The organism is Staphylococcus simiae, assembly GCF_002902085.1.
GTDB lineage: Bacteria > Bacillota > Bacilli > Staphylococcales > Staphylococcaceae > Staphylococcus > Staphylococcus simiae.
Genome location: NZ_PPQR01000025.1, coordinates 64,834 through 87,457 on the forward strand (window position 1 = coordinate 64,834; position 22,624 = coordinate 87,457).

17 protein-coding genes and 1 pseudogene are annotated in these 22,624 nt (G+C 31.7%); 17 read left to right on the plus strand and 1 reads right to left on the minus strand.

Going from position 1 to position 22,624, the window contains the following annotated elements:
- Window positions 1-797: 797 nt before the first annotated feature.
- The 4 genes from CD113_RS04460 (at window position 798) to CD113_RS04475 (ending at window position 6,555) form a co-directional block, all read left to right on the plus strand.
- Window positions 798-1,538, plus strand: a complete 741-nt coding sequence (locus CD113_RS04460; RefSeq protein WP_002464967.1) for a TrmH family RNA methyltransferase — start codon at window positions 798-800, stop codon at window positions 1,536-1,538.
- A 368-nt stretch (window positions 1,539-1,906) separates the two neighbouring features.
- The gene (pheS, locus tag CD113_RS04465; protein ID WP_002464968.1) at window positions 1,907-2,965 is read left to right on the plus strand and encodes a phenylalanine--tRNA ligase subunit alpha; all 1,059 of its coding nucleotides are present in this window, start codon (window positions 1,907-1,909) and stop codon (window positions 2,963-2,965) included.
- Window positions 2,965-5,367 carry a phenylalanine--tRNA ligase subunit beta gene (gene pheT, locus CD113_RS04470; protein ID WP_002464969.1) on the plus strand — a complete coding sequence of 801 codons (2,403 nt, stop codon included), beginning with the start codon at window positions 2,965-2,967 and terminating at the stop codon, window positions 5,365-5,367. Before pheS ends, pheT begins: the two co-directional genes overlap by 1 nt.
- Window positions 5,368-5,655: 288 nt before the next feature.
- On the plus strand, window positions 5,656-6,555 hold the full coding sequence (locus CD113_RS04475) for a DUF5996 family protein (protein WP_095092651.1): 900 nt from the start codon (window positions 5,656-5,658) through the stop codon (window positions 6,553-6,555).
- Between the two features lie 2 nt (window positions 6,556-6,557).
- Here the strand turns inward: CD113_RS04475 and rnhC are convergent, their stop codons facing one another.
- Window positions 6,558-7,496, minus strand: coding sequence for a ribonuclease HIII (gene rnhC / locus CD113_RS04480; protein WP_095092653.1), 939 nt, complete (start codon window positions 7,494-7,496; stop codon window positions 6,558-6,560).
- 262 nt (window positions 7,497-7,758) lie between these two features.
- Between rnhC and zapA the strand changes: the two are divergent.
- From zapA to CD113_RS04545, 13 genes and pseudogenes are all read left to right on the plus strand, one after another.
- A pseudogene (gene zapA, locus CD113_RS04485) lies at window positions 7,759-8,018 on the plus strand (cell division protein ZapA).
- 12 nt (window positions 8,019-8,030) lie between these two features.
- A complete protein-coding gene (locus CD113_RS04490) occupies window positions 8,031-8,552 on the plus strand; it encodes a CvpA family protein (RefSeq protein ID WP_040802359.1) in 522 nt (173 codons plus the stop codon).
- A gap of 74 nt (window positions 8,553-8,626) precedes the next feature.
- On the plus strand, window positions 8,627-10,339 hold the full coding sequence (gene polX / locus CD113_RS04495; RefSeq protein WP_095092655.1) for a DNA polymerase/3'-5' exonuclease PolX: 1,713 nt from the start codon (window positions 8,627-8,629) through the stop codon (window positions 10,337-10,339).
- A 9-nt stretch (window positions 10,340-10,348) separates the two neighbouring features.
- Entirely contained in the window at window positions 10,349-12,697 is a 2,349-nt protein-coding gene (locus tag CD113_RS04500; protein WP_095092657.1) for an endonuclease MutS2, read from the plus strand.
- Between the two features lie 285 nt (window positions 12,698-12,982).
- Window positions 12,983-13,297 (plus strand): thioredoxin, encoded by a 315-nt coding sequence (gene trxA / locus CD113_RS04505; protein ID WP_002462022.1) that lies wholly within the window; start codon window positions 12,983-12,985, stop codon window positions 13,295-13,297.
- 80 nt (window positions 13,298-13,377) lie between these two features.
- A complete protein-coding gene (uvrC, locus tag CD113_RS04510) occupies window positions 13,378-15,159 on the plus strand; it encodes an excinuclease ABC subunit UvrC (RefSeq protein WP_002462023.1) in 1,782 nt (593 codons plus the stop codon).
- Window positions 15,160-15,467: 308 nt separating this feature from the next.
- Entirely contained in the window at window positions 15,468-16,082 is a 615-nt protein-coding gene (locus CD113_RS04515) for a succinate dehydrogenase cytochrome b558 subunit (protein WP_002462024.1), read from the plus strand.
- 54 nt (window positions 16,083-16,136) lie between these two features.
- Complete coding sequence (sdhA, locus tag CD113_RS04520) at window positions 16,137-17,903, plus strand: succinate dehydrogenase flavoprotein subunit (RefSeq protein WP_002462026.1); 1,767 nt, start codon at window positions 16,137-16,139, stop codon at window positions 17,901-17,903.
- Complete coding sequence (gene sdhB / locus CD113_RS04525) at window positions 17,903-18,718, plus strand: succinate dehydrogenase iron-sulfur subunit (protein WP_002462027.1); 816 nt, start codon at window positions 17,903-17,905, stop codon at window positions 18,716-18,718. Before sdhA ends, sdhB begins: the two co-directional genes overlap by 1 nt.
- 188 nt (window positions 18,719-18,906) lie before the next feature.
- Window positions 18,907-19,707: a glutamate racemase gene (racE, locus tag CD113_RS04530; RefSeq protein WP_002462030.1), complete on the plus strand. Its 801-nt coding sequence runs from the start codon at window positions 18,907-18,909 to the stop codon at window positions 19,705-19,707.
- A gap of 11 nt (window positions 19,708-19,718) precedes the next feature.
- Window positions 19,719-20,306, plus strand: coding sequence for an XTP/dITP diphosphatase (locus tag CD113_RS04535; protein ID WP_002462031.1), 588 nt, complete (start codon window positions 19,719-19,721; stop codon window positions 20,304-20,306).
- Window positions 20,299-20,802 (plus strand): YfcE family phosphodiesterase, encoded by a 504-nt coding sequence (locus CD113_RS04540; RefSeq protein ID WP_002462032.1) that lies wholly within the window; start codon window positions 20,299-20,301, stop codon window positions 20,800-20,802. Before CD113_RS04535 ends, CD113_RS04540 begins: the two co-directional genes overlap by 8 nt.
- Before the next feature lie 489 nt (window positions 20,803-21,291).
- Window positions 21,292-21,606, plus strand: a complete 315-nt coding sequence (locus CD113_RS04545; RefSeq protein WP_095092659.1) for a fibrinogen-binding protein — start codon at window positions 21,292-21,294, stop codon at window positions 21,604-21,606.
- The last annotated feature ends 1,018 nt before the right edge of the window (window positions 21,607-22,624 follow it).

A 22,624-nucleotide genomic window follows, 5' to 3' on the forward strand; every position in this document is an offset into this window, starting at 1 on the left:
TGTATTTTACACTTAAATTTAAGCATTTGGCAGTAACTTTCTGGTTTTCAAAATGGTGATAAATCACCATTTTGAAAACCTAGTCAGTCTTGCCGGGGTGGGACTACGAAATAAATTTTATATAAAATTTATTTCTGTCCCACTCCCATTTTGTTTTCTGGTGCTATTAATTAAGACTCTATAATTGTTTGGACTTTTAAAAAATTTTAGCTCTATAATAAATTGGACTGATAGTTCTGTTAGGCTTGTACTTCAATTTTCACATTAAAAGCTAGTTAAATAAATAATCTTTAGTAGTTATGCACGCCTTATATATTAATCTAAAGGGAGCAGGTCAGAAATTTCATATCATAATCCCACCTTACAATATTGACTGGACTAAGGAAAGGTTATTTTGCCATTGTTTAATATTTTAGATGGATACTACGAAATCATTATATGAAGTATAAAATGTATTTTGTCATAGTCTCATGACGAGTACTTGTGTATTTTGCCATTAATTGAAAAGTTTCCTAGTGTTAGGAGATGAACTATTAAACATCGACAACCATTTTGTTGAAATACTATCTTAAGCTAATACAGAAGAAATATTAAAAAATCTACATATGAAGTCATTCTTTTTAAAATATCATAAGCCTATATATTCGCACTAGTGAGTAGTAATGTGTTTATTGTATACTTGTCAATAGTTACTTATTTATAAAGTTATGTTGTTAATAATTAAGTATTGAGTGAAGTATAAATATATAAAGACTGATAATAAAAATGACTTATAAATATAAAGCGAGGTATCCCTTTTGGAACAAATCACTTCAGCACAAAACTCTAAAATTAAACAAGCGAATAAGCTAAAAAAGAAACGTGAAAGAGATAAAACAGGTCTTGCACTAATCGAAGGTATACATTTAGTAGAAGAAGCAGTTAAAAGTGATATTAACATCAAGCAATTATTTGCTATTGAACCATCACGATTAGATCAGCAAATGATTGATTATGCTCAAGAAACATATGAAATAAATATGAAAGTTGCTGAATCTTTATCAGGTACGGTTACACCACAAGGCTTTTTTGCCATTATTGAAAAGCCGCAATATGACGTTACTCAAGCTAAGCAAGTACTTTTAATAGATCGTATACAAGATCCAGGTAATTTAGGTACATTAATTAGAACAGCTGATGCTGCTGGTATAGATGCTGTAATCATGGAAAAAGGCACAACAGATCCATATCAAGATAAAGTTCTAAGAGCTAGTCAAGGTAGTGTCTTTCATGTACCAGTCATAATCGATGAATTATCTAGTTTTATACAGAAGTTTAATGGTCCTGTTTATGGAACTGCTTTAGAACAGTCGATACCTTTTAAAGAAGTTCAGTCCAGTGAGTCATTTGCATTATTACTTGGCAATGAAGGCGAAGGTGTTAATCCAGATTTATTGCAACAAACTACCCAAAATTTGATTATTCCAATTTATGGTCAAGCTGAAAGTTTAAATGTAGCCATTGCAGGTAGTATTTTATTGTATCATTTGAAAGGTTGACCCTTAGTATCTGAATCAGATATAATGATAGATAATTGTTTAACAACGACTATTAATTTTTCAAGATATACAAATTAATAATGACCTATAAAAAGACATGGATTAAATATAATAATTGTTCAGGGAGAATAATCATGACTGCAAATTATTCCAATTATTATTAATCTTTTCACCTTTTTGGTTACTTAAAGAGATTTAAGTCGGAATGATGATCCGTTATCAACATAGTACAAGTGTATGCGTATGCATAAATTTGGGTGGTACCACGGAAAGACTTTCGTCCCATATCTAGGGATGAAAGTCTTTTTATTTTTTTAAACGTTAAACAACAATTAAAAAAACGATATAGAACAAGGGAGGACGATTTAATGTCTGAACAACAAAAAATGTCAGATTTAAAACAACAAGCACTCGTTGATATTAACGAAGCAAATGATGAACGTGCATTACAAGACGTCAAAGTTAAATATTTAGGTAAAAAAGGTTCAGTAAGTGGGTTAATGAAATTGATGAAAGATTTACCTAATGAGGATAAACCAGCATTTGGACAACAAGTCAATGAATTACGTCAAACGATTCAAAATGAGTTGGATGAACGTCAACAAATGCTGGCTAATGAAAAGTTAAACAAACAATTGGCTGAAGAAACGATAGATGTCACTTTACCTAGTCGTCACATAGAAATAGGTTCTAAACATCCATTAACACGTACGATTGAAGAAATAGAAGATTTATTCTTAGGTTTAGGTTATGAAATTGTTACAGGTTATGAAGTTGAACAAGATCACTATAATTTCGAAATGTTAAATTTACCTAAATCCCATCCAGCACGTGACATGCAAGATTCTTTTTACATTACTGATGAGATTTTATTACGTACACATACATCACCAGTTCAAGCACGTACTATGGAACAACGTCATGGACAAGGTCCAGTGAAAATTATATGTCCAGGGAAAGTATATCGTCGCGATTCAGATGATGCGACACATAGTCATCAATTTACACAAATTGAGGGTTTAGTCGTCGATAAAAATATTAAAATGAGTGATTTAAAAGGTACTTTAGAGTTATTAGCTAAAAAATTATTTGGTGCCGATCGTGAAATTAGACTACGTCCAAGTTATTTTCCATTTACAGAACCTTCTGTTGAAGTTGATGTGTCATGTTTTAAATGTAAAGGTAAAGGATGTAATGTTTGTAAACATACTGGCTGGATTGAAATATTAGGAGCTGGTATGGTGCATCCAAATGTGCTTGAAATGGCTGGATTTGATTCCCAAGAATATTCAGGCTTTGCTTTTGGTATGGGACCAGATCGTATTGCAATGTTGAAATATGGCATTGAAGACATACGTCATTTCTATACTAATGACGTAAGATTTTTAGATCAGTTTAAAGCAGTTGAAGATAGAGGTGATTTGTAATGTTGATATCTAATGAATGGTTAAAAGATTATGTAACAGTAAATGATTCAGTTACTGATTTAGCTGAGAGAATTACACGAACAGGTATTGAAGTGGATGATATTATTGATTACACTCAAGACATTAAAAATTTAGTTGTAGGTTATGTGATATCAAAAGAACAACATCCAAATGCAGATAAATTAAATATTTGTCAAGTTGATATTGGAGAAGAAGAACCAGTACAAATCGTTTGTGGTGCACCTAATGTTGATGCTGGACAATATGTTATTGTTGCAAAAGTAGGTGGTCGTTTACCTGGTGGTATTAAAATTAAAAAAGCTAAATTACGTGGCGAAGCGTCATCAGGTATGATTTGTTCCTTACAAGAAATTGGAATTTCAAGTCATTTAGTTCCAAAAGAGTATGAAACTGGTATTTATGTATTTAATGACACAATGACACCTGGTACTGATGCATTACAAGCATTGTATCTTGATGATCAAGTCATGGAATTTGATTTAACACCAAACCGTGCAGATGCATTGAGTATGATTGGTACTGCTTATGAAGTTTCAGCGTTATATGATACAACAATAACGAAACCAACAACTGAGACACACAATATTTCTAAATCTACTACAGATGAATTGTCAGTGACAATCGAAAATGAAGATAAAGTACCATATTATAGTGCGCGTGTAGTGCATAATGTAACCATTAAGCCATCACCAATTTGGATGCAAGCCCGTTTAATTAAAGCGGGAATACGTCCAATAAATAACGTCGTAGATATTTCTAATTATGTGTTATTAGAATATGGACAACCATTGCACATGTTTGATCAAGATGCTATAGGTTCTCAACACATTATTGTACGACAAGCACATGATAAAGAAGAGATGACAACATTAGATGATCAACAACGTCAATTACAATCCAATGATATTGTCATTACTAATGGTCAAAGTCCTATTGCACTTGCAGGTGTGATGGGTGGAGATTTCTCTGAAGTTAAAAATCAAACAACTAATATTGTTGTTGAAGGTGCTATATTTGATCCAGTTTCTATACGACATACTTCACGAAGACTAAACCTTCGCAGTGAAGCATCTAGTCGTTTCGAAAAAGGTATTGCCACAGAATTTGTTGATGAGGCAGTCGATCGTGCATGTTATTTATTACAAACTTATGCTGATGGTGAAGTATTACAAGATAGAGTAGCAGCAGGTGACTTAGGTTCGTTGATAACACCAATTGACATTACAGCAGAAAAAGTAAATCGTACAATTGGTTTTGATTTATCACAATCACAAATCATAAGTATTTTTAAACAATTAGGTTTTGAAACGACAGTAGCTAATGAAGTCATTACTGTACAAGTACCATCTAGACGTAAAGATATTACTATTAAAGAAGATTTAATTGAAGAAGTCGCAAGAATTTATGGATATGATAACATTCCATCAACATTACCAATTTTTGACAAAGTAACTAGTGGTGGTTTAACTGATCGTCAATATAAAACAAGAACAGTTAAAGAAACACTAGAAGGTGCTGGTTTAGACCAAGCCATTACGTATTCTTTAGTTTCAAAAGAACAAAGCACAAATTTTGCGATGGAAAAGCGTGAAACAATTGATTTATTAATGCCAATGAGTGAGGCACATGCAACTTTACGTCAAAGTTTATTACCTCATTTAATTGAAGCGGCAGCATATAATGTGGCACGTAAAAATAAAGATGTAAAATTATTCGAATTAGGTAATGTCTTTTTCGGAAATGGGCCAGGTCAGTTACCAGACGAAGTTGAATATTTAAGTGGTATTTTAACTGGAGACTATGTAGTTAATCAATGGCAAGCTAAAAAGGAAAGTATTGATTTCTATTTAGCTAAAGGCATTGTTGATCGCATAGCTGAACAATTAAATATCCAATTTGATTATCGTAGCGCAACAATTGAAGGACTACATCCTGGTCGCACAGCTGAAATTTTATTACAAGATAAAGTGATTGGTTTTATTGGAGAATTACATCCTTCATTAGCAGCTGAAAATGATTTAAAACGTACGTATGTTTTTGAATTAAATTATGATGACATCATGAATGTTTCAGTTGGCTATATCAATTATCAACCAATACCAAGATATCCAGGTATGTCTAGAGATATCGCCTTAGAAGTCGATCAAGATGTTCCAGCAAGAGATTTATTAGCAACCATTCACCAGTACGGTGGAAAATTATTACAAGATACGTTAGTATTTGATGTTTACCAAGGTGAGCATTTAGAGGAAGGTAAGAAATCAATTGCGATTCGCTTAAATTATTTAGACCCTGAAAATACGTTAACTGATGAAAAAGTATCAGCGGTACATGATAACATAGAAGCTGCACTTGTTGAACAAGGTGCAGTCATTAGATAATTTTGAATATTTGCGATTTATTGTTAACAATCATATTGTTAATGATAAATCGCTTTTTTGATGATTGAATAAGCGTCGTTGTAACTTTTTGTCATGATGAAGTCCAATGGTTATCAATAGTATGTGTACGAAAAGTTGCTAGTGGTGGTTATGATAAATCGAGTACATTAGACGCGTAATGGTTATATAGAAATGCTGTTGTAACCTAAATTGTATAAACATTGATGAGAGTATATCTATTGACTAAGGGTATATAAATATTAAATATGAATAAATAGGAGTGGTTGTATGTTAATTGAACAATGGCAACAAGAGAAAGATACGTTACACCATTTAGCGCAAATTTTAGGGAAATATACATTAGTGGCTGCATATCAAGAACCTCAATGGGAACATGTCATGTTAGATATTAATGTTCAAGGTTTTTCCACAGGATTATTACATGATAAATCACATGATTTTAGTATTGCTGTTAATTTAATGAAGCATCGTATTGAAATTATTGTGGACAATAACTATCATGAGATTTTATTACAACATGGACAATCTATTAAATTTTATTATGAGAGCATAACGCAAATACTTAATGACGAGGGTGTTGATTTAGTAATTAATACGACGCCACAAGAAGTGGCAGATCATACGCCATTTGAAAAAAATAATCATTTGCATCATTACAATGAAGCAATAGCTGAAGAAGTATTATCTATTATGAAATTTGCTTATAATGCAGAATCAAGTTTTATTAATCCTTTAAGAACTCGTAAAATCAAACCTGGACTATTTTGGGGAACGTTTGATATTTCTTGTATCATTGTTTCTGATATTTATCAACCATTTGGCGATAAAACAATGCCAATTGAAGAAGCAGCATTTGACGAGCAAATGATTGAATTTGGTTTTTGGTTTGGCGATGATCACTTTGAAGGACCAACATTTTTTGTATTGCCATATCCATTTTCTAATCAAAAATTTGAATGCCACCAAGATTTTCCTTCGGGTAGTCATTATAATGAACAGCTTGGTGAATTTATTATGGAGACACAAGACTTTAGTAAAGACAATATAAAAAATATTGAACGTTTCTTTGAAGAATCATTCAATATTTTCAAAAATTATTTAGAATGGAAAGATTGCACGCATTATTTTATTCCTTTGAATATGCGTCATAATCATTTGAAAAACTAACTTTATTGCTGTTTTTTATCAATTAAAGCCAATGCTTTATCTCTATTTTTGAAATGTTTTTTAGAAATATGATCTAAACGGTTAAGCCCATATTTATTAATAATTTTGGCTGCTGTTAAATCAACTTTGTTACTAGCACCTTTAGGAATTTCCATGTGTATTTGTTGCGATATTTGATCCATATATTTAACGAAGGCGTATCTAGATATGATACTTGCTGCTGCAATAGCTAATGATTTAGATTCGCCTTTCGTTTCGAATTGCGTTTTGTCAGGAAATGGTGTTTCAGAAAGCGCATAGTGATTATATACTTCACGTTTAGCAAATTGGTCTATAACAATATAATCTAATGTTGTATCATTAATTTTTGCTAGCACATTTTTGATTGCTTCATTATGTAACACAGCTTTCATTTTAACTTGAGTCCAACCTTTAGCTTGTTGGATATTATATTTATCATTGTGTAAAGTTAATAATGAATGAGGAATGAAAGTAATAAGTTGTTCAGCTAATTCTACAATGGTTTTATCGGTTAGTTTTTTTGAATCATCGACACCTAAAGTTTTTAAAATTGCAATATTTTCTGTTGATACATAAGCTGCACAAACAGTGAGAGGACCAAAATAATCTCCACTACCAGCTTCATCGCTGCCAATACAATTGAATTGATTATATTTTATAGTGTTATGTTGTGCCGTTTTCTTGTCAGATCCTGTAGATAGATTGTTTTGATTACTATGTTGTGGTAAAAGTTGGTGTGCAACTTTATCAGCTTGATTACCTTGAAACATCACTTTGCCTGAATGATAAATATTAATGGTTGTTTGTTGGTATTTCGTACGTGCTTTCATACCTTGAGGAAGATTTGTAGTCTCAAAGTCTAATTGTGCCATTAATGTTGACACTTCTTTGGTAGATAATTTATGTACAATATTGGTCATTGTGTGAAATCCTTTCTTATTATCTAATTACATCAGTTAGCAAAAATTATCATAACATAAATTGTTAGACAACTAAATTTATAGCTTGAAGTCAAACTTTCTATAGTGCTACTTACAAAATAGGTATTGGTCATGTATAATGTTTATGAAAAAGTTAACGACGTATGAATTATCCATTTAACAATGTAAAGTTTATATTAAAAAGTAAAAATTATTTGATTAGCAATAAAATGATTAATTAAAAGGTCAGGAGAAATTTTAAATGTCACATTTTAAAAATAGAGTAAACGTGTCTATAAATGATCAACTTTTTACAATTGTAGGAGAAGATAATCCGGAACATATTCGTTATGTAGCACATCTAGTGGATGAAAAAATTCGTGAATTAGGATATAAATCAGCAGGTTTGGATACGTCACGTAAAGCTATTTTAACTGCTGTTAATATTATGCATGAAAAAGTCTTATTAGAAGAAGAAAATAGACGTTTGAAACAACATATCCAACAATTAGAACAGCGTGAGCATTAAATTTTATGATTATCGATTTATTTATTATAATTATTTTCATTTATTGTTGCGTCGTTGGTTTTAGAAGAGGATGTTGGTTATCGGTAATGCATTTTGGTGCTACATTATTCTCGATTTTTGTTGCGTCTAAGTTTTATCAACCTATATTAGAGCGTTTAGTTGTCTTTATACCTTATCCAAAGACAACAGCATTTGATACGTCATTTGCATATCATTTTTCACATTTGCAACATCGTTTCGAAGCAATTATAGCTATATTAATATTAGTGATTTTATCGAAGTTTATTTTATATCTAATTATCGTTAGCTTTGATAAAATAGTAGCATATCAAAAGATTCATATTTTTAGTCGAGCCTTAGGTATGATTATTGGTGTAATAGTAGCAGTTGTTATGCTTCATTTTATATTATATGTGTTAGCATTATATCCAAATGATTGGATACAGCAACAGTTAAGCACTTCGATTGCTAGTAAATCATTAATCTTTGATGTACCACGATTATCGACATTTACATTAAACTTATAACTAAATTATATGAGGTCAGGACAATGATATAAATCAACAACGATGTCCTGGTCTTATTTTTATGGGGTGTTAATATGACCAAAAAAGATGTTATTAAATTATTAGAACAAATTGCGACATATATGGAGCTTAATGGAGAAAATACTTTCAAAGTATCTGCATATCGCAAGGCAGCACAAAGTTTGGAAATAGATGAAAGACCTTTAGATGACATCAAGGATGTCACAGAATTAAAAGGAATCGGTAAAGGAGTAGGAGACGTTATCGATGAATTTAGACAAACTGGTGAGTCTTCGACATTAAATGAACTAAAAAAACAAGTACCTGAAGGTTTAGTACCGTTATTAAAAATTCAAGGATTAGGTAGTAAGAAAATTGCTAAGTTATATAAAGAATTAAATATTACTGATAAAGAAAGTTTGCAGCAGGCGTGTGAGCAAGGTAGAGTCAGTGAACTTAGTGGCTTTGCTAAAAAAACAGAACAAAATATTTTAGAAGCAGTTAAACAATTAGGTGCCAAAAAAGATAGTTATCCAATTGATCAAATGCGTGGTTTAAACAAAGAAATTATTGATTATATTGCTACATTAGAAGATGTTATTCAATATTCATCAGCAGGTAGTTTTAGAAGGTATAAAGAGATGAGTAAAGACTTAGACTTTATTATTAGTACTGAAAAACCTGATCATGTACAACAACAACTATTAAACATACCTAACAAAGTAAAAGAAGTTGCAGTTGGACAGACTAAAGTATCATTAGAACTATCATATGATGATGAAACCATTGGCGTAGATTTTCGCTTGATTGAACCACAAGCGTTCTATCACACGTTGCAACACTTCACGGGTTCAAAAGATCATAATATTAGAATTCGTCAACTGGCTAAGGAACGTAATGAAAAAGTTAGTGAATATGGTATTGAACAAGCAGATGGTTCGTTACTTCAATATGATAGTGAAGAAGCAATATATGACCATTTTGGCGTTCCATTTATATCTCCAGCAATGCGTGAGGATGGTAGTGAATTTGATCGGGATTTAAGTAATATTGTTACACTCAATGATATTAATGGTGATATTCATATGCATACGACGTATAGTGACGGTGCATTTTCAATTAGAGAAATGGTTGAAGCAAATATTGCTAAAGGCTATGAATTTATGGTAATCACCGATCATTCAGCAAGTTTAAAAGTAGCTAACGGTTTACAAGTTGAACGATTATTACGTCAAAATGACGAAATTAAAGCATTGAATAAAGAATATAATGACATAGATATTTATTCAGGTACAGAAATGGATATCTTGTCAGATGGTTCGTTAGATTATGATGATGAAATTCTTGCACAACTTGATTATGTCATCGCAGCAATACATCAAAGTTTTAATCAATCAGAAGAACAAATAATGGAACGCTTAGCGAATGCGTGCCGAAATCCATATGTACGTCATATTGCACATCCTACTGGACGTATTATTGGCAAGCGTGAAGGTTATAAACCTAATATTGAACAATTAATAAAATTAGCTGAAGAAACTAAGACGATTTTAGAAATTAATGCTAATCCTAAACGACTCGATTTAAATGCTGATATTGTAAGAAAATATCCTAATGTTAAATTAACCATTAATACAGATGCGCATCATACTGATCATCTAGACTTTATGAAATATGGTGTAGCTACTGCTCAAAAAGGATTTGTTACAAAAGATAGAGTTATTAATACAATGACACGTGAAGCGTTTAAATCCTTTATAGAAAATAATATTAAACTTGAGAAATAGAGGGATTTGATGAGACAAAAAACACTAGATGTTTTAGAATTTGACAAGATACGCACACTTGTAGCAAATGAAACAGTAAGTGATTTAGGATTTGACAAAGTTAATCAAATGGCTCCAGCAGTTGATTATGAAACAGTTGTCTTTCAAATGGAAGAAACTGATGAAATATCTCAAATTTATAATAAACATCGCTTACCCAGTTTAAGTGGACTAACGAAAGTATCACCTTTGGTTCATAGAGCTGCAATCGGAGGTGTACTAAATGTCAGTGAACTGAATCAAATAAAGAGATTAATTCAAGTACAGAATCAATTCAAAACATTTTATAACCAATTAGTTGAAGAAGATGAAGGTGTTAAGTATGAGATTCTAGATAGTAGAATGTCGCAATTGCCAGTATTAACAGACCTTTTTCAACAAATAAACGAAACATGTGATACGTATGATTTATATGATAATGCAAGCTATGAATTACAAAGTATTAGAAGTAAAATTTCTACTACCAATCAACGTATTAGACAAAATTTAGATCGTATCGTTAAAAGCCAAGCTAATCAAAAGAAACTCTCAGATGCCATTGTAACTGTTAGAAATGAACGTAATGTGATTCCTGTTAAAGCTGAATATAGACAAGACTTTAATGGTATTGTTCATGATCAATCAGCTTCAGGTCAAACACTATATATAGAGCCGTCATCTGTAGTTGAAATGAATAATCAAATCAGTCGATTACGTAATGATGAGGCTGTAGAAAAAGAACGTATTTTAAGTCAATTAACAGGATATGTGGCTGCTGAGAAGGATGCATTACTCATCGCTGAAAATGTTATGGGTCAACTTGATTTTCTTATTGCTAAAGCTAGATATGGTAGAACAATTAAAGGAACAAAACCAAGATTTCAACAACAACGAACAGTCTATTTGCCTAAAGCCTATCATCCATTACTTAATAGAGAAACTGTCGTAGCAAATACAATTGAATTTATGGAAGATATTGAGACTGTTATCATTACTGGACCAAATACTGGCGGTAAGACAGTTACGCTTAAGACACTCGGTTTAATTATAGTTATGGCTCAATCAGGGTTATTAGTTCCTACACTAGATGGTAGCCAGTTAAGTGTGTTTAAAAATGTTTATTGTGACATTGGTGACGAGCAATCCATAGAACAATCGTTATCAACATTTTCTTCACATATGACAAATATTGTAGAAATTTTGCAACAAGCAGATAAACACAGTTTAGTATTATTTGACGAATTAGGTGCAGGAACTGATCCAAGTGAAGGTGCAGCACTTGCGATGAGTATCTTAGACTATGTAAGAAGTATTGGTGCATTAGTGATGGCAACAACTCATTATCCAGAGTTGAAAGCATATAGTTATAATAGACAAGGTGTTATGAATGCTAGTGTTGAATTTGATGTTAATTCACTGAGTCCAACCTATAAATTACTTATGGGTGTACCTGGACGTTCTAATGCTTTTGATATTTCTAAAAAACTTGGACTGAGTCTTGCTATTATTAATAAAGCGAAGACAATGATTGGCACAGATGAAAAAGAAATCAATGCGATGATTGAGTCGTTAGAAACTAATTCTAAACGTGTAGAGGATCAACGTGTTGAATTAGATCGTTTAGTCAAAGAAGCGGAACAAGTTCATGATGATTTAGAACGTCAATATCAGCAGTATCAAAATTATGAACGTACATTGATGGATGAAGCAAAAGAAAAAGCCAATCAACGTATTAAAGCTGCCACAAAAGAAGCTGACGACATCATTAAAGATTTGAGACAATTACGAGATAAAAAAGGTGCTGACGTCAAAGAACATGAATTAATTGATAAAAAGAAACACCTTGATGATCAATATGAAGCGAAATCTATAAAACAGCATGTTCAAAAACAAAAATACGATAAAATTGAAGCTGGTGACGAAGTTAAAGTGTTATCGTATGGACAAAAAGGTGAAGTTTTAGAGCTAGTCAACGATAAAGAAGCTGTTGTGCAAATGGGTATTATTAAAATGAAATTACCAATCGCTGACTTAGAGAAAAAGAAAAAAGAAAAAGTAAAACCTACTAAAATGGTTACGCGACAAAATAGACAGACGATTAAAACAGAGTTGGATTTAAGAGGCTATCGTTATGATGAAGCGTTAGTTGAGTTAGATCAATATTTAGACCAAGCAGTGTTAAGTAATTATGAGCAAGTTTATATTATTCACGGCAAAGGTACTGGCGCTTTACAAAAAGGTGTACAACAACATTTGAAAAAGCATAAAAGTGTTAATTCATTTAGAGGTGGTATGCCAAGTGAAGGCGGTTTTGGTGTCACAGTTGCTGAATTGAAATAATAGATTAAATGCTAATTGAATATGTGATAATTTATAATTTTAGAATTAATGAAATATAACAAGCTTTGTAATAAATATAATTACTGGATTATTTAGAATATCTATGAAAAAGATGTATTATTTGATATATTGTGTTTCTATGGTTAGAATCTAGTCATACATTAAGTAAATTTATTCTTTGAATATGGCAATTTAATTTAAAAAGTGAGCAAAAAGGTAATACATGATTCATTTTATCTGATATAATTTGCTCATCATAACAATAATTAAGGAGGATTGGCATTTATGGCAATCGTAAAAGTAACTGATGCAGATTTTGATTCAAAAGTTGAATCTGGTGTTAAATTAGTAGATTTTTGGGCAACTTGGTGTGGACCATGTAAAATGATCGCTCCAGTATTAGAAGAATTAGCAACTGATTATGAAGGTAAAGCTGATATTTTAAAATTAGACGTTGATGAAAATCCATCAACAGCAGCTAAATTTGAAGTAATGAGTATTCCAACACTCATCGTTTTTAAAGACGGACAACCTGTTGATAAAGTAGTTGGTTTCCAACCAAAAGAAAACTTAGCTGAAGTATTAGATAAACACTTATAAGTTGAAGCATAAAGTGCTGGAGCATTCTTTATTGAATTGCTCCAGTTTTTATTGTCAAAAAGCGTGGAAAGGAGGATATCATGGAAGACTACCACAAAGAGATTAAAAATAAGTTAAATGTTGTACCCATGGAACCTGGGTGTTATTTAATGAAAGATCGTAATGATCAAATAATATACGTTGGTAAAGCTAAGAAGCTTCGTAATCGCTTACGTTCTTATTTTACTGGTGCGCATGATGCTAAAACAACAAGACTTGTTGGAGAAATTCGTAATTTTGAATTTATTGTTACTTCAAGTGAAACAGAATCATTATTATTAGAGTTGAATTTAATTAAGCAGTATCAACCACGTTACAATATATTATTAAAAGATGATAAAAGTTACCCGTTTATTAAAATAACAAAAGAAAAATATCCCAGACTATTAGTAACGAGAACCGTTAAAAAGGGAAGCGGTAAATATTTTGGTCCTTATCCAAATGCTTATTCAGCACAAGAGACAAAAAAGCTCTTAGATCGAATTTATCCATTCAGAAAATGTGATCATATGCCAGATAAATTATGCTTATATTATCATATCGGTCAATGTTTAGGTCCTTGCGTTTATGATGTTGATCTAGCAGAATATGCAAAAATGACTAAAGAAATTACAGATTTTCTTAATGGTGAAGATAAAACAATATTAAAAAATTTAGAACAAAAAATGTTATCTGCTAGTGAAGAACTAGATTTTGAACGTGCTAAAGAATATAGAGATTTGATCCAACATATTCATAACTTAACCAATAAACAAAAAATTATGTCGACGGATAAAACGATTAGAGATGTCTTTGGCTACAGTGTTGATAAAGGATGGATGTGTATCCAAGTATTTTTTATTAGACAAGGTAATATGATTAAGAGAGATACGACGATGATTCCATTACAACAAACTGAGGAAGAAGAGTTTTATACTTTTATAGGACAATTTTATGCCTTAAACCAGCATATATTACCTAAAGAAGTACATGTACCTAAAAATTTGGATAAAAATATCATTCATTCTGTTGTTGATACAAAAATCGTGCAACCAGCTCGTGGTGCTAAAAAAGATATGGTTGATTTAGCTAACCATAATGCTGAAGTATCTTTAAATAATAAATTTGAATTGATTTCAAGAGATGAATCTCGAACTGTGAAAGCAATTGAAGAGTTGGGTGAACGAATGGGCATCCAAACGCCAATCAGAATTGAAGCTTTTGATAACTCGAATATTCAAGGGGTAGACCCAGTATCAGCAATGGTTAGTTTCGTTGATGGTAAACCTGACAAGAAAAATTATCGAAAATATAAAATTAAAACAGTTACTGGACCAGATGATTATAAATCAATGAGAGAAGTTGTAAGACGAAGATACTCTAGAGTATTGAATGAAGGATTACCATTACCTGACTTAATTATCGTTGATGGTGGTAAAGGACATATGAATGGTGTTATGGACGTTTTGGAAAATGAACTTGGTCTAGATATACCTGTTGCTGGATTGCAAAAAAATGATAAACATCAAACTTCAGAATTACTATATGGTAAGAGTGCTGAAATAGTGCCATTGAAGAAAAACAGTCAAGCTTTCTATTTATTACATCGTATTCAAGATGAAGTACACCGTTTTGCTATTACATTTCATAGACAAACAAGACAAAAAACTGGCTTAAAATCAGTGCTTGATGATATCGAAGGTATTGGTAGTAAAAGAAAAACAGCATTATTAAGAACATTTGGTTCAATTAAAAAGATGAAAGAAGCAACTATTGAAGATTTCAAAAAAATAGGCATACCAGAAAATGTTGCACAAAATCTTCAACAACAATTAAATAAATAAAATTTTGGGCATGAGAATCATTCTCATGCCCAAAAATATAGTAAATAATGTTACAATGTTGTTAACAAAGTTATTTTTTTGAATGTGCGTGGAAGCGTTTTCTAAATGAGAAACTTTATCATTTGTATGTAAATGTTAAAGTAAAACTAAATTTTACATTAATACTTAAATAACAAGAATTATTTTCTAGTGCGTTTTTGCAAATGATATTGTTACAACAGATGGAACGAATTCAATTTAGGGGTTAAACGTACATCCATTAATAATAACTAAATATAATAATTAACCGTTAACAGGGGGGACTCCTTTTGGCACAAACAAAAAATGAATATTACTTAAGACGAATTCATTCGTTATTAGGTATTATACCAATTGGCGCATTTTTGGTTGTTCACTTATTGGTGAATCATCAAGCAACACAAGGTGCTGAAGCATTTAATAAAGCGTCAAGTTTCATGGAATCATTACCATTCCTTATCGTAGTAGAATTTTTATTCATCTACATTCCGTTGTTATATCATGGTTTATTCGGATTGCATATCGCGTTTACTGCTAAAGAAAACGTTGGGCATTATTCATTGTTTAGAAACTGGATGTTTTTATTCCAACGTATTAGTGGTATTTTAGCGTTTATCTTTATCGGAGTGCATTTATGGCAAACACGCCTACAAAAAGCATTCTTTGGTAAAGAGGTTGACTACGATATGATGCATCAAACGTTACAAAATCCAGTTTGGGCAATCATTTATATCATTTGTATTATTGCAGTAGTATTCCATTTTTCTAACGGATTATGGTCATTCTTAGTGACTTGGGGCGTGTTACAATCTCCAAAATCACAACGTGTCTTTACATGGGTATCATTAATCGTATTTTTAGTTATTTCATATATAGGTGTAACAGCAATTATTGCCTTTATGTAATACGTCGCATATATCAATTTTAAAGTTTTAAAAATTTAGGGGAGTGACATTTTTATGGCAGAGAAACATCTTATTGTTGTCGGTGGTGGCTTAGCTGGTTTAATGGCAACAATTAAAGCGGCAGAAAAAGGTGCACATGTTGATTTATTTTCAGTTGTACCTGTTAAACGTTCGCACTCTGTATGTGCCCAAGGTGGCATTAATGGTGCAGTAAATACCAAAGGTGAAGGAGATTCTCCATGGATTCATTTTGATGATACAGTTTATGGAGGAGACTTTTTAGCGAATCAGCCACCAGTAAAAGCGATGACTGAGGCAGCACCTAAAATTATCCATTTACTTGATAGAATGGGAGTTATGTTTAATAGAACGAACGAAGGTTTATTAGATTTTAGACGTTTTGGTGGTACGCTACACCATAGAACAGCATATGCTGGTGCAACGACAGGACAACAATTGTTATATGCATTGGATGAGCAAGTTCGTTCTTTTGAAGTGGACGGCTTAGTGACGAAACACGAGGGTTGGGAATTTTTAGGTATAGTTAAGGATGAAGAAAATACAGCTAGAGGTATTGTGGCACAGAACATGACGACAGCTGAAATTGATACATTTGGTTCAGACGCTGTAATCATGGCGACAGGTGGACCTGGTATAATCTTTGGTAAAACTACCAATTCAATGATTAACACTGGTTCTGCAGCTTCTATCGTTTATCAACAAGGTGCCATTTATGCTAATGGTGAATTTATTCAAATCCATCCAACTGCAATTCCTGGCGATGATAAACTACGCTTAATGAGTGAATCTGCTCGTGGTGAAGGTGGTCGAATCTGGACTTATAAAGATGGTAAACCTTGGTATTTCTTAGAAGAAAAATATCCTGATTACGGTAACCTAGTTCCACGTGATATTGCTACACGTGAAATATTTGATGTTTGTATTAACCAAAAATTAGGTATTAATGGCGAAAACATGGTCTACCTTGACTTATCACACAAAGACCCACATGAACTTGATGTTAAATTAGGTGGGATTATTGAAATTTATGAGAAATTTACTGGAGATGATCCACGTAAAGTTCCAATGAAAATTTTCCCAGCTGTGCACTATTCAATGGGTGGCTTATATGTTGATTATGATCAAATGACGAATATTAAAGGTTTATTTGCAGCAGGAGAATGTGATTTCTCACAACATGGTGGTAACAGATTAGGTGCTAACTCATTATTATCAGCAATCTATGGTGGAACGGTTGCAGGACCAAATGCTATTGATTATATCTCTAATATTGAAAAGTCATATACTGACTTAGATGACAGTATTTTTGAACAACGTAAACAAGAAGAACAAGAACGTTTTGATAAGTTATTGGCAATGCGTGGTACAGAAAATGCTTATAAATTACACCGTGAGTTAGGTGAAATTATGACGGCTAATGTAACTGTAGTACGTGAAAATGACAAATTGTTAGAAACAGATAAGAAAATTGTTGAATTGATGAAACGTTATGAAAATATTGATATGGAAGATACGCAAACATGGAGTAACCAAGCAGTATTCTTCACTCGTCAATTATGGAATATGTTAGTACTCGCTCGTGTAATTACGCTTGGTGCATATAATCGTAATGAATCAAGAGGTGCACATTACAAACCTGAATTCCCAGAACGTAATGACGAAGAGTGGTTAAAAACAACAATGGCTTCATTTGAAGGGGCTTTTAATAAACCTAAATTCGAATATGAACCAGTTGATGTAAGTTTAATTCCGCCTCGTAAACGTGATTACACTAGTAAGTCTAAAGGGGGTAAAAAGTAATGACTGAACAATCAGTACAAGACACTCCACAACAAGAACAACAAAAAAACAATAACAATAAAACTGTTAAATTAATCATTAAAAGACAAGATACTAGTGATTCTAAACCTTATGAAGAAACATTCGAAATTCCATATAGAGAAAATTTAAATGTAATTGCTTGTTTAATGGAAATAAGACGTAATCCAGTCAATATCAATGGTGAGAAAACTACACCAGTTGTCTGGGATATGAACTGTTTAGAAGAAGTTTGTGGTGCTTGTTCAATGGTAATTAATGGTCGCGCTAGACAATCATGTTCTGCAATTGTAGATCAACTTGAACAGCCAATTCGTTTAGAACCTATGAGTACATTCCCAGTCATTCGTGACTTGCAAGTTGATCGTTCTAGAATGTTCGATAACTTAAAACGTATGAAAGCTTGGATTCCAATTGATGGTACGTATGACTTAGGTCCTGGGCCACGTATGCCTGAGAAAAAACGTCAAACTGCTTATGAGTTATCTAAATGTATGACTTGTGGTGTTTGTTTAGAAGTTTGTCCTAATGTAACTGAAAAAAATAACTTCGTGGGAGCTCAAGCTATCTCGCAAGTACGTTTATTTAACTTACATCCTACAGGCTCAATGACTAAAGATGAACGTTTAGATGCCTTAATGGGTGCTGGTGGATTACAGCAATGTGGTAATTCACAAAACTGTGTTAATGCCTGTCCAAAAGGCATTCCTTTAACAACATCTATTGCAGCAATGAATAGAGAAACAACATTCCACATGTTCAAATCATTCTTTGGTTCAGATCATGAAGTAGAATAAGTTATTTTGAAATCCCTCAAATTTATAGTTTGAGGGATTTTTTTTCATAGTATTGTACTACCTTGTTATTGCTAAATATTATCAAAGGTTTTCTAAAGTTAACGAAGTGGTGGTTATGCATAATGTTTAAAAATAAAAGAATAGTTATGTTAAAATAAACTTTAACTAATGATTAAGGATGACCAATTATGAATAAACCAATAGGTGTAATAGACTCAGGGGTTGGGGGCTTAACAGTCGCGAAAGAGATTATGCGACAATTACCAAATGAAACGATTTATTATTTAGGTGATATAGGTAGATGTCCGTATGGTCCAAGACCGGGTGAACAAGTTAAACAATTCACAGTAGAAATCGCTCAGAAATTAATGGAATTTGATATTAAAATGTTAGTCATTGCCTGTAATACAGCAACAGCTGTTGCATTAGAATATCTACAAGCTTTATTACCTATTCCTGTGATAGGAGTTATTGAACCTGGTGCAAGAACAGCCATCATGACGACTAGAAACAATAAAGTTTTAGTATTAGGTACTGAAGGTACAATTAAATCAGAAGCTTATCGTACGCATATTAAACGTATCAACCCACATGTTGAAGTACATGGCGTAGCATGTCCAGGCTTTGTACCATTAGTTGAACAAATGAGATACAATGACCCTACGATTACTAGTATCATTATCCACCAAACGTTGAAGCGTTGGAGAAATAGTAAAGCAGATACTGTCATTTTAGGTTGTACACATTATCCGTTGCTATATAAACCAATATACGATTATTTTGATGGTAAAAAAACTGTCATTTCTTCAGGTTTAGAAACGGCTAGAGAAGTAAGTGCATTACTAACGTTTAGTAATGAACATGCGAGTTATACGCAACACCCACAACATCGTTTCTTTGCAACGGGTAATACAACCCACATTACGAATATTATTAAAGAATGGTTGAATTTATCAGTAACTGTAGAACAAATTTCAGTATATGAATAGGAGAATAAAACATGACAGATATTGTTATTGCGTCAAATAATCAAGGTAAGATTAATGATTTCAAAGTTATCTTTCCAGAATATAATGTAGTTGGTATTGCAGAGTTGATTCCTGATTTTGATGTTGAAGAAACTGGTACAACATTTGAAGCTAATGCTAAATTGAAATCTGAAGCTGCAGCAAAAGCTTTGAATAAAACAGTTATAGCTGATGATAGTGGTCTTGAAGTATTTGCATTAGATGGAGAACCTGGAATATATTCAGCTCGATACGCAGGAGAAGAAAAAAGCGATGACGCCAATATTACTAAATTATTAGCAAAATTAGGTGATAATACACATAGGGAAGCACAATTTGTTTGTGTCATTAGTATGAGTGGACCTGACATAGAAACACAAACGTTTAAAGGGACAGTTTCTGGAGAAATCACAACTGACAAGCAAGGTGATAACGGCTTTGGTTATGATCCGATTTTTTATGTTCCCAGTCTAAAAAAAACAATGGCTCAATTGACGAAAGAAGAAAAAGGACAAATCAGTCATAGAAGAAATGCTATTAATAAATTAGAAGCATATTTGAAGGATGATCAACATGTCTAAATGGATTATAATTAGTGACAATCATAATGAATCAGGGATATTATACGACATATATGAAATGCACAGTGATGCTGATGTTTTTATACATTTGGGCGATTCAGAATTTGAATATAATGATTCCGAATTAAGTTTATATCATCGAGTAAAAGGTAACTGTGATTTTTATCCTGAATTTCCAATGGAAGAAACCATTGACGTTAATGGAATTAAAGTTTTTTATACTCATGGTCATATGTATAGTGTGAATCAAACACGTCAATTATTAGCTGATAAAGCTAAAGAATTAAATTGTCAATTCGCATTTTACGGACATACACATGTAGCAAAATATGAAAATATTGATGGCGTACATGTCATTAATCCAGGAAGTATTTCACAGTCAAGAAGTTCAGAAGAAGAAACTTTTGCTGAGATAATGATAGATGACAACAACCAAACAGGAACAATCAATTTTAGAAATCGTAACAACAAAATTATTAGACACACTTCCTTCTAAAAGAAGGTTAGTGTGTCTTATGCATTTATGAGACACGAATAAATGTAAACTGAAAATCACTTCCTTCTAAAAGAAGGTTAGTATGTCTTATGCATTTATGAGGCATGAATAAATGTAAACTGAAAATCACTTCCTTCTAAAAGAAGGTTAGTGTGTCTTATGCATTTATGAGGCAGGAATAAATGTAAACTGAAAATCACTTCCTCCTAAAAGAAGATTAGTGTGTCTTATGCATTTGTGAGGCATGAATAAATGTAAACTGAAAATCACTTCCTTCTAAAAGAAGGTTAGTGTGTCTTATGCATTTATGAGGCAGGAATAAATGTAAACTAAAAATCACTTCCTTCTAAAAGAAGGTTAGTGTATCCAAAAATTAACAACATGTATATCAAACCATTTATTAAGAAACAATTAATAAATAGTTAATGGTTATTATCATTTATATCTTTTATTATATTTTTATCAAATATAGTAAGGAAGGTATTAAAAATGATTAAAAAATATGTAACAAAAGCAATATTAAGTGCAACGATTATTGGTATATCAACAACAATGTTTAGTAATATTTCACAGGCGCAACAACAACCACAATATAATAGTTACGCTAATAACTACCATAATAAGACATTAATAAAATTGAGTGAAGCTAAAAAAACTGTTGCAGAATTCCAACGTAAAAGAACAATTGCTACACACCGAAAAGCTCAGCGAGCAGTTAACTTAATACATTTTGATTATAAATATGAAAAGAAAAAACTTCAAAAACAAATTGATATCGTATTAAAATATAATATTTTAAAATAAAGTATCGTTAATAAAATTTTAAATAAGTACTTAAAAGCTGAGACGGTAAATGTTTCAGCTTTTTTAGGTTCTTTGTTTTTTAGGACTGATAAATAAAAATAATTATGTATTAGTCTAATTTGGTATAGAAGCTTTTTTATTCTATGATAAATAATTTTATTAATTTAATGAATGTGTTTTTAAATTATTAAAAAGCCCCTATCAATAAGATAGGGAATTAGTTTAAAAACCTTTTCTTTTAACTTGTCTAAATACAAAAACTCCAAATATTAGCACATTAATAAATTGCAATATTCTTAAAGTTAAGGATGAAAGAGGTAATACAAACATAGCTAAAAAGAAATTTAAAGTAACAAAAATAAGTATAATTGCCAATAGTATTTGTTGAGATTTTGGCATGTTATTTTCTTTGTTATTGTTATTCATTTAACCATCCTCTATTATAAAATTACTAAAACAAATGCTTAATCATCAACATTAGCGATAGTTTTGTTAAGACCCAATTGTTTACTTGAAAACTTGCTAATAACTATTTGAGTAGTATCTGGTGAATATACTAAGTAATTTAGTACACTTGGTATTGAACTTTAAAGAAATATAACGAGTTGACGTCCGATATTTTTTTCTCTTTTATTAATCAATTTTTCCCAAGATTTTTGCTTTAATTTTTCATTAAAGCTTTAATTGCTTTAGCTACGTATTGTATAGAAATAGATACTTTATCATGTTGTACTAATTTGTTAATACTATCTAATGCTTGTTGATTTGCAATGGAGAACTTAAAATCAGATTCTACAATTTCTTCAATAGCTTTTTATAGCTTCTTTATTTTCTATATATGATTCAGACTGCTAAGAACTTGAACTTTGGTCATTGAATTTGTGATGATCAATTTAGTAGTCTATTTCAAAACTATTTCTCTTATTAAAACATTCCCGATCACATATTAACATAGAAGAATATATTTGTGATATGAATTTCTGAACGTCAAATTTACATAATAACTCATTTTTAAAAG

What these genes read in the sequence shown, in the direction of transcription:
- pheS (WP_002464968.1), top strand. Translation starts at nt 1,907, where the DNA reads ATGTCTGAACAACAAAAAATGTCAGATTTAAAACAACAAGCACTCGTT.
- pheT (WP_002464969.1), top strand. Translation starts at nt 2,965, where the DNA reads ATGTTGATATCTAATGAATGGTTAAAAGATTATGTAACAGTAAATGAT.
- CD113_RS04475 (WP_095092651.1), top strand. Translation starts at nt 5,656, where the DNA reads ATGTTAATTGAACAATGGCAACAAGAGAAAGATACGTTACACCATTTA.
- rnhC (WP_095092653.1), bottom strand. Translation starts at nt 7,496, where the DNA reads ATGACCAATATTGTACATAAATTATCTACCAAAGAAGTGTCAACATTA.
- CD113_RS04490 (WP_040802359.1), top strand. Translation starts at nt 8,031, where the DNA reads ATGATTATCGATTTATTTATTATAATTATTTTCATTTATTGTTGCGTC.
- polX (WP_095092655.1), top strand. Translation starts at nt 8,627, where the DNA reads ATGACCAAAAAAGATGTTATTAAATTATTAGAACAAATTGCGACATAT.
- CD113_RS04500 (WP_095092657.1), top strand. Translation starts at nt 10,349, where the DNA reads ATGAGACAAAAAACACTAGATGTTTTAGAATTTGACAAGATACGCACA.
- trxA (WP_002462022.1), top strand. Translation starts at nt 12,983, where the DNA reads ATGGCAATCGTAAAAGTAACTGATGCAGATTTTGATTCAAAAGTTGAA.
- uvrC (WP_002462023.1), top strand. Translation starts at nt 13,378, where the DNA reads ATGGAAGACTACCACAAAGAGATTAAAAATAAGTTAAATGTTGTACCC.
- sdhA (WP_002462026.1), top strand. Translation starts at nt 16,137, where the DNA reads ATGGCAGAGAAACATCTTATTGTTGTCGGTGGTGGCTTAGCTGGTTTA.
- sdhB (WP_002462027.1), top strand. Translation starts at nt 17,903, where the DNA reads ATGACTGAACAATCAGTACAAGACACTCCACAACAAGAACAACAAAAA.
- racE (WP_002462030.1), top strand. Translation starts at nt 18,907, where the DNA reads ATGAATAAACCAATAGGTGTAATAGACTCAGGGGTTGGGGGCTTAACA.
- CD113_RS04535 (WP_002462031.1), top strand. Translation starts at nt 19,719, where the DNA reads ATGACAGATATTGTTATTGCGTCAAATAATCAAGGTAAGATTAATGAT.
- CD113_RS04540 (WP_002462032.1), top strand. Translation starts at nt 20,299, where the DNA reads ATGTCTAAATGGATTATAATTAGTGACAATCATAATGAATCAGGGATA.
- CD113_RS04545 (WP_095092659.1), top strand. Translation starts at nt 21,292, where the DNA reads ATGATTAAAAAATATGTAACAAAAGCAATATTAAGTGCAACGATTATT.